The organism is Klenkia sp. PcliD-1-E, assembly GCF_024124375.1.
GTDB lineage: Bacteria > Actinomycetota > Actinomycetes > Mycobacteriales > Geodermatophilaceae > Klenkia.
Window position 1 is genome coordinate 1 of the sequence record NZ_JAMXRZ010000106.1, and the last position, 13,995, is coordinate 13,995.

15 protein-coding genes and 1 pseudogene are annotated in these 13,995 nt (G+C 71.8%); 5 read left to right on the plus strand and 11 right to left on the minus strand.

Translation table 11 applies throughout. From position 1 onward, the window contains the following. Positions 1 to 123: 123 nt before the first annotated feature. A complete protein-coding gene (locus NH342_RS17820) occupies positions 124 to 1,107 on the minus strand; it encodes an aldo/keto reductase family protein (RefSeq protein ID WP_253016799.1) in 984 nt (327 codons plus the stop codon). A 30-nt stretch (positions 1,108 to 1,137) separates the two neighbouring features. Further along, the gene (locus NH342_RS17825) at positions 1,138 to 1,737 is read right to left on the minus strand and encodes a DUF3043 domain-containing protein (RefSeq protein WP_253016801.1); all 600 of its coding nucleotides are present in this window, start codon (positions 1,735 to 1,737) and stop codon (positions 1,138 to 1,140) included. Positions 1,738 to 1,883: 146 nt separating this feature from the next. Here NH342_RS17825 and NH342_RS17830 point away from each other — a divergent pair, with 146 nt between their 5' ends. Beyond that, positions 1,884 to 2,246, plus strand: coding sequence for an iron-sulfur cluster assembly accessory protein (locus NH342_RS17830; RefSeq protein ID WP_253016803.1), 363 nt, complete (start codon positions 1,884 to 1,886; stop codon positions 2,244 to 2,246). Positions 2,247 to 2,362: 116 nt separating this feature from the next. Here NH342_RS17830 and asnB read toward each other — a convergent pair whose 3' ends face one another. Genes asnB through NH342_RS17845 form a run of 3 tightly spaced genes read right to left on the minus strand, consistent with a single transcriptional unit; the run spans position 2,363 to position 5,048 of the window. Beyond that, positions 2,363 to 4,324 (minus strand): asparagine synthase (glutamine-hydrolyzing), encoded by a 1,962-nt coding sequence (asnB, locus tag NH342_RS17835; protein WP_253016805.1) that lies wholly within the window; start codon positions 4,322 to 4,324, stop codon positions 2,363 to 2,365. Between the two features lie 39 nt (positions 4,325 to 4,363). Then, entirely contained in the window at positions 4,364 to 4,699 is a 336-nt protein-coding gene (locus NH342_RS17840; RefSeq protein ID WP_253016807.1) for a DUF3817 domain-containing protein, read from the minus strand. Next, positions 4,689 to 5,048 carry a metalloprotease gene (locus tag NH342_RS17845; protein WP_253016809.1) on the minus strand — a complete coding sequence of 120 codons (360 nt, stop codon included), beginning with the start codon at positions 5,046 to 5,048 and terminating at the stop codon, positions 4,689 to 4,691. The genes NH342_RS17840 and NH342_RS17845 overlap by 11 nt, the downstream gene beginning before the upstream one ends. Before the next feature lie 233 nt (positions 5,049 to 5,281). Between NH342_RS17845 and coxB the strand changes: the two genes are divergently transcribed. Further along, entirely contained in the window at positions 5,282 to 6,163 is an 882-nt protein-coding gene (gene coxB, locus NH342_RS17850; RefSeq protein WP_253016810.1) for a cytochrome c oxidase subunit II, read from the plus strand. 39 nt (positions 6,164 to 6,202) lie between these two features. Continuing rightward, positions 6,203 to 6,604 carry a cytochrome c oxidase subunit 4 gene (locus NH342_RS17855; RefSeq protein WP_253016811.1) on the plus strand — a complete coding sequence of 134 codons (402 nt, stop codon included), beginning with the start codon at positions 6,203 to 6,205 and terminating at the stop codon, positions 6,602 to 6,604. 676 nt (positions 6,605 to 7,280) lie between these two features. Here NH342_RS17855 and NH342_RS17860 read toward each other — a convergent pair. From NH342_RS17860 to NH342_RS17875, 4 genes are read right to left on the minus strand one after another with little or no spacing between them, the layout of a single operon-like run. Then, the gene (locus NH342_RS17860) at positions 7,281 to 8,957 is read right to left on the minus strand and encodes a cytochrome bc complex cytochrome b subunit (RefSeq protein WP_253016812.1); all 1,677 of its coding nucleotides are present in this window, start codon (positions 8,955 to 8,957) and stop codon (positions 7,281 to 7,283) included. Beyond that, positions 8,957 to 10,063, minus strand: coding sequence for a ubiquinol-cytochrome c reductase iron-sulfur subunit (locus tag NH342_RS17865; protein ID WP_253016813.1), 1,107 nt, complete (start codon positions 10,061 to 10,063; stop codon positions 8,957 to 8,959). Before NH342_RS17865 ends, NH342_RS17860 begins: the two co-directional genes overlap by 1 nt. Beyond that, positions 10,060 to 10,947, minus strand: a complete 888-nt coding sequence (locus NH342_RS17870) for a cytochrome c (protein WP_253016819.1) — start codon at positions 10,945 to 10,947, stop codon at positions 10,060 to 10,062. Before NH342_RS17870 ends, NH342_RS17865 begins: the two co-directional genes overlap by 4 nt. A gap of 7 nt (positions 10,948 to 10,954) precedes the next feature. Then, on the minus strand, positions 10,955 to 11,554 hold the full coding sequence (locus NH342_RS17875) for a heme-copper oxidase subunit III (RefSeq protein ID WP_374209484.1): 600 nt from the start codon (positions 11,552 to 11,554) through the stop codon (positions 10,955 to 10,957). Between the two features lie 270 nt (positions 11,555 to 11,824). On the opposite strand from NH342_RS17875, the gene NH342_RS17880 reads away from it, so the two are divergent. Beyond that, positions 11,825 to 12,268 (plus strand): hypothetical protein, encoded by a 444-nt coding sequence (locus tag NH342_RS17880; RefSeq protein ID WP_253016821.1) that lies wholly within the window; start codon positions 11,825 to 11,827, stop codon positions 12,266 to 12,268. Continuing rightward, positions 12,265 to 13,335 carry an anthranilate phosphoribosyltransferase gene (gene trpD / locus NH342_RS17885; RefSeq protein WP_253016822.1) on the plus strand — a complete coding sequence of 357 codons (1,071 nt, stop codon included), beginning with the start codon at positions 12,265 to 12,267 and terminating at the stop codon, positions 13,333 to 13,335. The genes NH342_RS17880 and trpD overlap by 4 nt, the downstream gene beginning before the upstream one ends. Before the next feature lie 4 nt (positions 13,336 to 13,339). Here trpD and NH342_RS17890 read toward each other — a convergent pair whose 3' ends face one another. Together NH342_RS17890 and NH342_RS17895 are read right to left on the minus strand one after the other, a co-directional pair. Further along, positions 13,340 to 13,624: an Lrp/AsnC family transcriptional regulator gene (locus NH342_RS17890; protein ID WP_253016823.1), complete on the minus strand. Its 285-nt coding sequence runs from the start codon at positions 13,622 to 13,624 to the stop codon at positions 13,340 to 13,342. Then, positions 13,621 to 13,995, minus strand: a pseudogene (locus tag NH342_RS17895) (endonuclease); the annotation flags it as partial. The pseudogene NH342_RS17895 and the gene NH342_RS17890, both read right to left, overlap by 4 nt.

Sequence of the window (13,995 nt, forward strand, 5' to 3'; positions counted from 1 at the left end):
GGCTCGCACTTCTCAGGCAGGCCCTCGAAGAGCTCGGTCAGCATGGCGATGCACCGACGGCACCGGGGTGCCACGACAGGCTGTCAACCAACCTCCCGCGCCACCAGGGTCAACCAGTGAGGGTCAGCCCCGGCTGGTCTTGGCCGGGTCGCGCTCGACGACGTCGCCGAGCACCTCGTCGATGCGGGTCAGCACGTCCGACGACAGCTCCACGCCTGCCGCCTCCACGTTGTCGTGCACCTGCTCGGGCCGGGTGGCGCCGATGATGGCCGCGGCGACGTTCCCGTTCTGCAGCACCCACGCCAGCGCGAGCTGGGCCATGGACAGCCCGAGGTCGTCGGCGATCGGCTTGAGCCCCTGCACCCGGGTCAGGATGTCGTCGGTCAGGTAGCCCTTCATCGAGCCGCCGGCGCTGGCGTGCCCACCCCGGCTGTCGGCCGGCGGCGCCTGGCCGGGCAGGTACTTGCCGGTGAGCACGCCCTGCGCCAGTGGCGACCACACGATCTGCGAGACGCCCTCGGCCTCGGACGTCGGGACGACCTCGGCCTCGATGACACGCCACAGCATGGAGTACTGCGGCTGGTTGCTGATGAGCTGGATCCCGAGGTCGCGGGCGAGCGCGGCGCCGGCGGCGATCTCCTCGGCCCGCCACTCGGACACCCCGACGTAGAGCACCTTGCCCGACCGGACGAGGTCGGCGAAGGCGGTCATCGTCTCCTCGAGGGGGACGGTGGAGTCGTAGCGGTGCGCCTGGTACAGGTCCACGTAGTCGGTCTGCAGCCGCCGCAGCGAGGCGTGGCAGCTCTCGATGACGTGCTTGCGGCCCAGTCCGCGGTCGTTGGCACCCTCGCCGGTCGGCCAGTAGACCTTGGTGGCGATCTCCAGGGACTCGCGCCGCTGCCCGGCGAGCGCCCGGCCGAGCACGGACTCGGCCTTGGTCCCGGCGTAGACGTCGGCGGTGTCGAAGGTGGTGATGCCGGCGTCGAGGGCGGCGTGCACGCACGCGTGCGCGGCGTCCTCCTCGACCTGGCTGCCGTGGGTCAGCCAGTTGCCGTAGGCGAGTTCGGTGATGTTCAGGCCGGAGCGGCCCAGTCGGCGTGTCTGCACACCCTCGAACGTAGGCCGGGGTCGGCCGGGCTACACCTCGGCGCCGAGGCCGACCTGGGGCTTGGGGAAGCGCCAGCGGCGGACCATGGTGGCGCGGCTGATGCCGTACCAGACCAGGCCCTTGGTGCGGGCGTCCGGGAACCGCTCGGCCACCTTCTTCTTGATCCGCCGTCCCAGCACGAAGGAGTCGCCGATGATGACGAGGAAGAAGGCGAACCAGAGGAACACGGTGTAGCTCTGCACGGCCTGGTTGGGGATGAAGTAGCCGACCAGCACGAGCGCGGCGACGACGAGGAAGAGGCTGCCGGCGTTGCGGCGGGAATCCACGACATCGCGCACCAGGCGCTTCTCCGGACCGCGGTCGCGGGCGGGCAGGGCGCTGTCGTCCCCGCGCGCGGCGGCCTCGCGGGCGCTGCCGCGGTTGGCCGCCTGCTGCTCCCGCATCCGCTTGTAGGCCTCCTTGCGCGTGGTGGGCGGCGGGGGAGGGGGACCCTGCCGGCGACCCTGGGCCTCGCTGCGCTTGGGCGTGGGGCGGCCCTTGCCGACGGTGGTCAGCTGCTGGGCGGTCAGGTCGGAGGCCGGGTCCGGGGTGGTCTCGGCGGGCCGGCGGCCGGGCAGGCGGAACTTCACAGCTGGGCAGTCTACGTGGCCGGGCGGGACCCGAGACCTGCACGACAGCCGCTGCGGGGAGATCGCGCCGTACAGTGGGAAGCAGCTCCGCCACGGCGGTGTTGGTCTGATCAGATGCACCAGACCTCGATGTGGGAGGACAGAACATGACCGTGCAGGACACCGAGTCGACCCCGATGGCCGCCACCGGCGTCATCCTGAGCGACCCGGCCGCGGCCAAGGTCAAGGCGCTGCTGGACCAGGAGGGTCGCGACGACCTGCGTCTGCGCATCGCCGTGCAGCCGGGTGGCTGCTCCGGCCTCCGCTACCAGCTCTTCTTCGACGAGCGCTTCCTCGACGGCGACCAGACCCACGAGTTCGGTGGCGTCGAGGTCATCGTCGACCGGATGAGCTCCCCCTACCTCGGCGGTGCCACCATCGACTTCGTCGACACCATCGAGAAGCAGGGCTTCACGATCGACAACCCCAACGCGGGCAGCTCCTGCGCCTGCGGCGACAGCTTCAGCTGAGGAAGGACCCCTCCGCCCCCCCACGACGTGCTCCGCACGCCGCGGGTCCCTGCGGAGGGGTCGTTCCAGCACCGTCACGATGCCCGGTCCCGTCAGGGGACCGGGCATCGTCGTCCCTACAGCGTCACGGGGTAGACGGTCTCGGGGACGTCGACGACGATGCGCTCCTCGACGAAGATGCCGTGCCAGACCATGAACACGAGCACCTCCCAGAGCTGACGAGCCGTCCGCTTGTGCGGGGCCGCGCCCTGGGCCGCCGCGACGCGCAGCCGCTCGAGCAGGCCGAGGACGACGTCGCGGTCCAGCCACTGCTGCGTCTGGCTGGACGTGACGATCTCCCGCGCCCAGTCGTGTAGCGGGCCGGCGAGGAAGTCCGCCGTCGGCACCGGGAAGCCCAGCTTGCGGCGGTCCATGATCCGCGGCGGCACGATCTGGCGCATGGCCTGCCGGAGGGCGTACTTCGTCGTCCCCGCCCGGGCGTGGCCACGACCGCGCGGCGTGCGCATCCCCAGCGGCAGGGTCGCGGCGAGCGCGAAGACCTCGGGGTCGAGGAAGGGCACCCGCAGCTCGAGGGAGTTGGCCATGGTCATCTTGTCGGCCTTGACCAGGATGTCCCCGCGCAGCCAGGTGAACAGGTCCACGTACTGCATGGCCGTGACGTCGTCGTGGCCGGCGGTCCGGGCCTGGTCGTAGAGCGCCTCGGTGACCTGCACGTGGGACAGGTCGCGGTCGCGGCCGGGCATGAGCGCTGCCAGCTCGTCGTCGCGCAGGTTCCGGGCGTTGCCGTAGTAGCGCTGCTCCAGCGGGGTGGCGGCGCGCCGGAGCAGGTCCTGGCCGCGGACGCCCTCGGGCAGCAGGCCGGCCAGCCGGGTCAGCGCCCGGCGTCCCGGCGCCGGCAGGTCCTTGGCCCAGGCCAGGCTCAGCGGCTCCCGGTAGATCGTGTAGCCACCGAACAGCTCGTCGGCCCCCTCGCCCGACAGCACGACCTTGACGTGCTTGCGCGCCTCGCGGGCGACGAAGTACAGCGGCACGAGCGCGGGGTCGGCGACCGGGTCGTCGAGGTACCAGACGACCTCGGGGATCGCGTCGGCGAACTGCTGCGCGGTGATCTCGACCGGGATGTGCCGCACGCCCAGGATCGCCGCGGACTCCGCGGCGATCTCGACCTCGGAGGTCGACTCCCGGGCGAACCCGACGGTGAAGGTCAGCAGGTCGGGGTTGTACCGGTGGGCCAGTGCGGCGATGGCGGTCGAGTCGATGCCGCTGGACAGGAACGACCCGACCGTGACGTCGGCGCGCATGTGCTTGGCGACCGAGTCGTCGAGGACGGCCGCGATCCGGTCGTAGAGCTCCTGCTCGCCGCCGGCCGGCACCGGTCGCGGGGTGAACCGCGGGTGGAACCACCGCTCGGTGGTGAGCTCGCCGCCGGACACGGTGAACCGGGTGCCGCTCTCCACCTTGCGGATCCCGCGGTGCAGGGTGGCGGGCTCGGGCACGTACTGCAGGGTCAGGTAGTGCTGCAGGGACGCGGGGTCGACCCCACCCGCGGCGTCGGACCCGCCGAGCAGCTCCAGCAGGGCCTTCTTCTCGCTGCTGAAGACCAGCCCGCCGTCGGCCAGGCGCGCGGTGAACAGCGGCTTGATGCCGAACGGGTCGCGGGCGCCGAACGCCGTCCCGGTCTCGGTGTCCCAGATGACGAAGGCGAACATGCCGCGCAGGCGGGTGACGACGTCGGGACCCCAGTGGTGGAAGCCGGCGACGATGGTCTCGGTGTCGCCCTCGGTGGCGAACTCCGCGCCCAGCCCGCGTAGCTCCTCGCGCAGCTCGACGTAGTTGTAGACCTCGCCGTTGAACAGGATCCGGTAGCGGTCACCGGCGTACGGGAGCGGCTGGGGGCTGCCCTCGACGTCGATGATCGACAACCGGTTGAACCCCAGGACGGCGTTCCCGTCCGACCACACCGCGGTGTCGTCGGGGCCGCGGTGGTGCAGGCAGTGCAGGGCGTGGCGGACGCCGTCGACCCGGGCCTGGTCGACCCGCTCGGCATCGGTGGACAGGTACGCGAGCAGGCCGCACATCGGGCAAGGGTCTCCGGGAGGTCGGGGGAGCGGAGCGGGTCAGAGCGGCTGGCCGGCCAGGACCCGGCGGCTGACGCGCCGCTCGGCCCAGAACGACACGAAGGGGACGACGCCGGCCAGCAGCACCAGCAGCGTGCCCTTGGCGGTGAACTTCGCCTTGAGGGCGAGGTCGAAGGCGGTCACGAGGTAGACGATGTAGAGGAAGCCGTGGATCGGCGAGACGACCTTGGACACTTCGGGCACGCCGAAGCCGTACCGCAGGGGGATGGCGACGAAGACCAGCACCAGCAGCATCACGCCGACCACGTAGGCCATGACCTGGTATCGCTTCAGCGCGGCCGCGGTGCGCGGCGGGACGGTGGTGTCAGTTGCCATCTCGACCTCGCAACGCCTTCTCGTTCAGCTCGGCCAGGTACCGGTTGTAGGCGGCCAGCTCGGGGTCGCCGGTGGTGTCGATGCGCGGACGCTGGTACAGCACGACCTCCTGGCCGGGCTCGTCCTCGTCGGGGTCGCGGTTGAGCTCGACCTTGACCATCTTCCCGTAGAAGAACAGCCCCATGAACCCGTACAGCGGCCACTGCAGCGCGTAGCTCCAGTTGACCGCGCCGCCGCCGTTCTCCGCCTTGGTGAGCTGCCAGTAGCCCAGGAAGAAGGTGGCCACGAACAGCACGGCCACCAGCAGGTGCAGGAGCACCCAGCGGGGGGTCAGCAACCGGGGGAGCACGCCCCCGACTGTAACCGCCCGCCCGTTGCCGACCGGCGCTCCGGAGCCAGGTCACACCCGCTCCGACACCCCCGTCGCGGCGGCCCTGGCCAGGGGTCGCCGTCCCGGTGCAGTCGGCTACGCTCGCCCTGACTGTGGTCGTAGTGGGCAGGACCTGTCGGGACACCGTGCAGGCCGCCACCAGCCGGACCGTGCGGGATCCCCTGCGCGGAGGAACAAGGAGGCAGCGGGCAGTGGCTCGACGGAGCAAGCTCGCGCGGACCGCCGCGCTCGGCGCCCTGGCCGTGCTCACCCTCTCCGGGTGCGACCTGAACAACGCCTTCTGGCGGTTCGGCTGGCCCGAGGGCGTCACCGACCAGGCCGAGCAGATGCGTCACCTGTGGACCGGGTCGGTCATCGCCGCGCTCGTCGTCGGCTTCGCCGTCTGGGGCCTGATCTTCTGGTCGATGGTCCGCCACCGGAAGCGCGGCGACGAGCTGCCCAAGCAGACGGCGTACAACCTGCCGCTGGAGATCGTCTACACGATCATCCCGTTCGTCATGATCGCGGTGCTGTTCTTCTACACCGTCGTCGTGCAGAACCGGGTGCAGGAGCGCAGCAACAACCCCGACGTGACGATCGCGGTCAACGCGTTCAAGTGGAACTGGCAGTTCGTCTACCCGGAGACCACCGAGTCCAACGGCGGCACCCCGGTCAGCACGACCGGCTCGAGCACCGAGATCCCGATCCTCGTGGTCCCGGTCGACCAGTCCATCCGCTTCGAGGTGGCCTCCGCCGACGTCATCCACTCGTTCTGGGTCCCCGAGTTCCTCTTCAAGCTCGACGTGATCCCGGGCAACGAGAACGGCCGCGACAACGTCTTCCAGGTGACCGTCCGCGAGGAGGGCGCCTTCGTGGGCCGCTGCGCCGAGCTGTGCGGCACCTACCACGCGAACATGAACTTCGAGGTCCGTGCGGTGTCCGGGGACGACTACCAGGCCTACCTCGCCGCCCGCGAGGAGGGCCTGTCGACCTTCGACGCCCTGGAGCGGATCGGTCAGCCGGGTGCGGCCACCACGACGCAGCCGTTCGACCAGCTCACCGAGAACCAGCAGCTCGACGCGGCCGGCAACTGACGTGACCCGTACCCGGACCCACCAGCGGGAGGACCGACCGTGAAGGTCGAAGCACTCATCTTCAACCTGATCGCGCTGTTCGCGTTCGTCGCGGCCGTGGTCTACGGCCTGTGGTCGCTCGAGCCGATCGGGACGACGGCCCTGGCGCTGTCCGGCGGCCTGCTGGGCCTGATCGGTGGCTTCTTCTGGTTCGTCTCCCGGCGCATCGACTCGCGGCCCGAGGACCTCAAGGACGCCGAGATCGCCGACGGCGCCGGTGAGCTGGGCTTCTTCTCGCCCGGCAGCTACTGGCCGTTCGGCCTGGCGCTGTCCGCCGCCCTCATGGGCCTGGCGCTGGCGTTCTTCTACCCCTGGCTGATCATCATGGCCGGTGCCGCGCTGATCATCACGATCGGTGGGCTGCTCTTCGAGTACTACACGGGGCAGAACGCGCACAGCTGACCTGCACCGCCCCCGCCGGGCCCCGTCCACGCCGTGGACGGGGCCCGGCGGCGTTCCACGGGGCGGGCGGGCCCCTGGTCTGCTGGGGGTGGGGGGGACGACGACCCTGCGTCAGCTCGGGGACGCTCCTCGCGTCCACGTGGTGGGCGCCCCACCCAGGACGGTGCACCGGGTCGACGGTCGACGGGGACCGGCGACGTCGTCGCGTCGGCACGCCGCCCGGTACCGCACCTGCCCGCGCAGCCCTGCCGCGTCATGGCCAGGCCCGCCCAGGCCCGCCCAGGCCCGTCCAGGTCGTCCGGCACCGACCTCCGTGGCGTGGTTTGCCGGCCGCGTCTCGCGCCTGTCCAGCAGCGGACGGGCTCGATGGACCTGGCCGGCCCGATGGCCGCCTCGGGGAGTGGGCGACCTGACCGGGCTCGGCGGGTCGGACCGTGGGCTGGACGCGCATGCGACTCGCTCGGTAGGAGCCCTGCTCCGCTACCGGGCGGGCGATCCGTCGACCTTGCAGAACCGCAACGTCGACACGGCCCTGGCGGGCGCGTCAGCGTTGCCGATCTGCAAGGTCACCACCTGTGGGCGCCCCGCACTTGGAGCCGCCGGCCGGGTGGGGAGCAGGGAACGCAACAGGGCCCCGGCGGAATCCGCCGGGGCCCTGCTGGGACGTGCTGCCGCGTCAGTCGCGCGGGTCCTGCGGTCGACCACCCTCGGAGGGACGCCCCCCCTCGGACGGGCGGCCGGAGGTGACCTCGCGGTCGGCCTCCGCAGCGGCCAGACCGCGCCGCTCCCGCTGGGCCTCGAGCTCGACGTCGCGCGGCTGCTCGATCGGCTTGAAGAAGCCCTTCACCGCGCGGCGGGCGCCACCGACCTGGTTCATCCGCTTGGGCACCGGAGCGCCGGCGTAGGTGAGCTGGCCGTGGCCGTGCTCGTCGACCGGGCCGAGCGGCTGGTGGACCTCGATGAACTCACCGCTCGGCAGCCGGCGGATGACACCGGTCTCGATGCCGTGCTCGAGCACCTCGCGGTCGTGCCGCTGCAGACCCAGGCAGATGCGGTAGGTGAGCATGTACGCGATCGGGGGCAGCACGATGCAGCCGATGCGACCGAACCACGTCATCGCGTTCAGGCTGATGTCGAACTTGTCCGCGATCAGGTCGTTGCCGCCGGAGATCCACAGCACGCCGTAGAAGGTCAGTGCCATGACACCCAGCGACGTGCGCACCGGGACGTCGCGCGGACGCTGCAGCAGGTGGTGCGACGCGGTGTCGCCGGTGAGCTTGCGCTCGATCTGCGGGTACAGCGCCAGGATCGTGAACATCGCACCTGCGATGACGACGGTCGGCCAGAACAGCGCCGGGATCGTGTAGTCACCGGGCAGGTTGATGTCCCAGGCAGGGAACAGACGCGTCGACCCGTCGAGGAACCCGATGTACCAGTCCGGCTGTGAACCGGCCGACACCTGCGCCGGGTTGTACGGGCCCCACAGCCAGAACGGGTTGATCTGCACCAGACCGCCGAGGGCCGCGCACAGACCGAACACGATGAAGAACAGCGCGGTGGCCTTGCCGGCGAAGGCGGGGAACAAGCGGTTGCCGACCACGTTGTGCTCGGTGCGCCCGGGGCCGGGGAACTGCGTGTGCTTCTGCTTGATCAGCAGCAGCAGGTGCAACGCGATCAACGCCAGGATGATCGCCGGCAGGATCAGCACGTGGACGATGTAGAGCCGGCCGAGGATGACCTCGCCGACGTAGTCGCCGTCGAACACGGCCCAGTGCACCCAGGTACCGACCACCGGGATGCTGAGGATGATCGCCGAGACGATCCGCAGACCCGTGCCCGAGAGCAGGTCGTCGGGGAGGGTGTAGCCGGTGAAGCCCATCGCCAGGGCCAGGATCAGCAGCACCACGCCGATGCCCCAGTTGGTCTCGCGGGGCTTGCGGAACGCACCGGTGAAGAAGATGCGCAGCAGGTGCACCACGATCGCCGCGACGAACAGCAGCGCGGCCCAGTGGTGGATCTGCCGGATGAGCAGACCGCCGCGGACGTCGAAGCTGATGCCCAGCGAGCTCTCGTAGGCCCGCGACATCTCGACGCCGCGCAGCGGTGCGTAGATGCCTTGGTACTCGGTCTCCGACAGCGACGGGTCGTAGTAGAACGTGAGGAACGTGCCCGACAGCAGCAGGATCACGAACGAGTAGAGGGCGATCTCCCCGAGCAGGAACGACCAGTGGTCGGGGAAGACCTTGTTCAGCGTGCGCCGCAGAGGCCCCGCCACGACCAGGCGCTCGTCGACCTCCGACGCGGCCTTGCTGATCCTGGGCGCCGGCTGGTTCGGCGTGATCGTTGTAGCCATCAGATCCGCTCTCGGTTCCAGTAGGTGGGTCCGACTGCCTCAATGTAGTCGCTGCGCGCGACGAAGTATCCCTCGTCGTCCAGCGTAATCGGCAGTTCCGGCAGCGGGCGGGTGGCCGGGCCGAAGACCGGCTTGCCCCCGGTGATCACGTCGAACTGCGACTGGTGGCAGGGGCACAGGATGCGGCTGGTCTCCTGCTCGTACAGCGAGACCGGGCACCCGGCGTGCGTGCAGATCTTGGAGTACGCGACGTAGTCGCCGTAGCCGAAGTCGGCCTGGCCCTCACGGGGCTGCAGCTGCGACATCTGCTCGGGCCGCAGTCGGATGAGCATGGTGGCGGCGTCGGCGGCCAGGTTGCCCCCGGGGACGGCCGGGAAGACGGTCTCCAGCGAGCCGGGCTCCTGGTCGCCCGGGCGGATCGGGGAGCCGTCCTGGCGGACCAGCCGGACGCCGTCGGCCCACTCGGTGGTGCCCAGCGGGTTGCCCTTGTTCGGGTTCTTGATGAGGCCACCGATGGGGGCGATGAGCACCAGGCCCAGCGCGCCGCCGGCGAACCCGAGGCTGCGGCCGATCATCTTCCGGCGCGGGAAGCCGACCCGGTCGACACCGCCCATCAGGGTGGCGGCGGTCGTGGTGCGGTCGAAGTGCGAGCCGTCGTGCTTGTCCTGCACGGCGGTCTCGTGCGGCAGCAGCTTCTTGACGAAGAGCACCATGCCGACGCCGAGGAAGATCAGCGCACCGCCCATGCAGACACCGAGGAACGGTGTGTAGAAGGCGCTCCAGCCGTTGTCGTCCGAGGCCCACTGCCAGTCCGGCAGGAACCAGCCCGACCCGAAGTAGACGACGGCGAAGGCGAGGGCGAACAGGCCGGCGATGCCGAAGGCCATCGAGACCTGGCGCTCGGCCTGCTTCTCCAGGGCCGACCCGGGGGCTGGCGGCGGGTCGACGTGCAGGACCTCGACGCCGTCGTACCGGGCCCCGAGGCGGTTGAGCTCCTCGCGGTCCATCCCGGCGAGCTGGGCCGGGGTGTAGTCGTCGTCGGGCCCGCCGTGGGTCGGACCCGCCTCGTCGTCGGGCCGGGAGCCGGCCCGCTCGTCCTTGCTCACGCCTTGGTCCCCATCCAGAAGATCCCGAACAGCAGGGCGCCGATGCCGACGACCCAGATCACCAGGCCCTCGGAGACCGGCCCGGCGCGGCCGATGCCGGCGCCACCGGGGTCGGCCTGCTCCTTGAGGGTCTGCACGTAGTCGATGATCGAGCGCTTCTCCTCGGGGGTCAGCTGGTTGTCCCCGAACACCGGCATGTTCTCCGGGCCGCTGAGCATGGCGGCGTAGATCTCCAGGTCGTTCGCGTCCTGCAGGCTCGGCGCCGCCTTGCCCGAGGAGAGCGCGCCGCCCTCGCCGACGAAGTTGTGGCAGCTGGCGCAGTTGAGGCGGAACAGCTCGCCGCCCTCGGCCAGGTCACCGTCGCGCAGGTCGCCCGACGGCAGGGTCGGGCCACCGCCGTTGGCCTGCACGTAGGCCATCAGCTGCTCGATCTCGGCGTCGCTGAACACGGGGGGCTTGCGGGCCGCGTCGGCCTCCTGGCGGACCAGCGGCATGCGGCCGGTGTGCACCTGGAAGTAGACCGAGGCCTCGCCGACCCCGATGAGGGACGGGCCGCGGTCCTGCACGCCCTGCAGGTTCGAGCCGTGGCAGCTGATGCAGCTGCGCTCGTACAGCGCCTGACCCGCGGCCTCGGCGGTGGACTGCCCGCCGCTGGCCTCGTCGGCGGCGTTGGCCGGGGCGATGGCCGAGTAGCCCACCCCGGTCAGCACCAGGGCGGCCATCAGGCCGGCCACGTTGGCCATCCGCCGCCGCTGCTTGGAGCGGCGGCGGGCCCGGGCGGCCGAGGCGGGGGACCCGGCCGACCGGCCGCCGAGGCGGGCACGCAGACCGGCGAAGCGGCCCTCGGTCGTCGGGGCGTCGGAGGAGGGGTTCGTGGTGGACACCGGTTCCCTAGCGGATCAGGTAGATCGTGGCGAACAGCCCGATCCACACGACGTCGACGAAGTGCCAGTAGTAGGAGACCACGATCGCGGAGGTCGCCTGCGCCGGCGTGAAACGGCCCATCGTGGACCGCATGAGCACGAACACGAAGGCGATGAGGCCACCGATGACGTGCAGGCCGTGGAAGCCGGTCGTGAGGAAGAAGACCGACCCGTAGGTGGAGGAGGAGATCGAGGTGCCGTGCTCGGTCACCAGGACCCGGTACTCGTTCGCCTGGCCCAGGACGAAGACCAGGCCCATGACGAAGGTGATGGTGAACCAGCGCCGCAGGCCGTAGACGTTGCCCTGCTCCGCGGCGAACACGCCGAGCTGGCAGGTGACCGAGGACGCCACGAGGATGGTCGTGAAGACCACCGCGTAGGGCAGGTCGAGCTCGGTGGGCGGCGGGGGCCACGGTTCGCCCGCCCGTGCCCGGGCGGTGAAGTACATGGCGAACAGCCCGGCGAAGAACATCAGCTCGCTGGCGAGCCAGATGATCGTGCCGACGCTGACCATGTTCGGTCGGGTCAGGGAGTGCACCCGCGAGGTGTCGAAGGTGCTGCTCGCCACGGGGGCCGTTGTCACAGCGCCATCATGGCATCGGTGCAGGCGCTGGACGAGCGCGGGTGCACCTGCGTGGCGAACCCGGGAGACCGCTGGGAGCCGGGGCCCCGGCATCGGCCCGGACGGGCGCGGTTCCGGGCCGATCGATGCCCGGTGCGGGGGTCGGAGGACGGTCCGGCCGCGGCAACGGCGCGCGACCGTCGTGACCTGACCGTGATCTTCGCGGCCCGCTGCGGGGCGGCCCGCGGGAGCGGCCGGGGCACTAGGGTCGCTGCCGTGAGCGACGCTGCTGCACCGGCCGGGACGGGACCGCGGACCGTGGTGGTCTTCAGCCACCGGGCCGAGGTGCGCGAGGCGGTGCGCACCGCGGTCGGCACCCACCCCGCCGGCGACGTGGGCCCCCTGCGCTGGGTGGAGTGCGCCACGGGCGCCGAGGTGGTCTCCGCCGTGGACGGCGGGGAGGTGGACCTCTGCATCCTCGACGGCGAGGCCCAGCCCACCGGGGGCATGGGGATCGGCCGCCAGCTCAAGCACGAGGTCGAGGACTGCCCGCCAGTGCTGGTGCTCATCGCCCGGCAGGCCGACCGTTGGCTCGCGCACTGGTCGATGGCCGAGGCGACGCTGACCCACCCGGTCGACCCGCTGGTGGCCCCCCGGACGGTGGCGGGTCTGCTGCGGGGACGGACCACGCGGCCCGCCGTGCGCGGCCGCGCCGGATGAGCGCGCCCACGCCGACCACGGCCGCCGAGCCCACCGTGCCCAGGTGGCGGGACCTGCTGTCCCGGTTGATCGCCCGGCACGACCTGTCCGAGGCCGACACCGCGTGGGCGATGCGCGAGATCATGACCGGGGAGGCGACCCCGGCCCAGGTGGCGGCGTTCGCGGTCGCGCTGCGGGCCAAGGGCGAGGCGCCGGCCGAGGTGGCCGGGTTGGCCGCCACGATGCTCGAGCAGGCCACCCCGGTCCGGCTGCCGCAGGACTGCGTCGACGTCGTCGGCACCGGTGGCGACGGCGCGCACACCGTCAACATCTCCACGATGGCCGCCCTGGTCACGGCGGCAGCCGGTGCGCCGGTGGCCAAGCACGGCAACCGGGCCGCGTCGTCCTCCTCCGGTTCGGCCGACGTGCTCGAGGCGCTGGGCGTGGTCATCGACCTGCCGGCGGCGGGTGTCGTGCGCTGCGTCGCCGAGGCCGGCATCGGCTTCTTCTTCGCCCCCGTCTTCCACCCCGGCTACCGGCACACGGCGGCTCCCCGGCGGGAGATGGGCATCGGCACCGTCTTCAACTTCCTCGGCCCGCTGGTCAACCCCGCCCGGCCCGTCGCGGTGGCGATCGGGTGCGCCGACACCCGGATGGCCCCGGTGCTGGCCGCGGTGCTGGCCCGCCGCGGCAGCCGCGGCCTGGTCTTCCGGGGCGACGACGGCCTCGACGAACTGACCACCGCGACGACGTCGGCGGTCTGGGTGGTCCGCGGTGGCGAGGTGGTGCCCGACCGGGTCGACCCGGCTGCACTGGGTCTGGCCCGACCCGGACCGGACGCGCTGCGCGGCGGGGATGCCCGCGCCAACGCCGAGGTGGTGCGCCGTCTGGTGGCGGGGGAGCGCGGTCCGGTGCGCGACGCCGTGCTGCTCAACGCCGCCGCGGCGCTCACCGCCTTCGACGAGCGCGACGGCCGGCTGCACGACCAGCTCGCGGCCGGGCTGCAGCGCGCGGCCGCCGCCGTGGACGACGGCCGGGCCGCGGCCCTGCTCGACCGGTGGGCGCAGGTGAGCCAGGAGGCCCGCTGAGGCCCTACTCCTCCAGCCCGATGGAGAACGCGGACTCCAGGTCGTGCTGGGAGTAGGCGCGGAAGGCGATGTGCGTGCGGGTGTCGAGCACCCCGGGCACCTTGTTGATCCGCCCGGCGATCACGTCGGCCACGTCGTCGAACTCCCGGACCCGCACCAGGGCGATGAGGTCGGTGCCGCCACCGGCGACGGAGTACACCTCGCTGACGCCGTCGAGGTCGGCCAGGGTGGTGGCCACCTCGCCGATGGAGTCGGTCGAGGCGTCGATGAGGACGATGGCGGTGATCACACCGGCGAGGCTAGCGCCGCGCGGCGGGCCCGACCTCCTGCGCCGCGCACCCGGTCGGGCCGGGCCCGGGTGCTGCCGCCGCCGTCTCGCTCGCCGAACGGGTCACGGGCCGACCGGCCCGCGTCGACCCGCTCCAGGAACCCCCGCAGGCCGCCGGTGCCGGGCACGGGGCAGGCCAGCGTGCCGGTGACCTCGACCAGCCGGGTGCCCGGCTTCTCCATCCAGCGCAGCACCAGCTCGGTCTCCTCGACCGAGGCCGCCAGCTCACCGGGCGGGGCGGTGACCGTCTCGGCGGTGGCCTTGATCAGCTGCAGGTGGGCGCGCACGGGCGTGCCCCGCACCGCCACCCCGGCGGCGACCAGCCGCCCCCG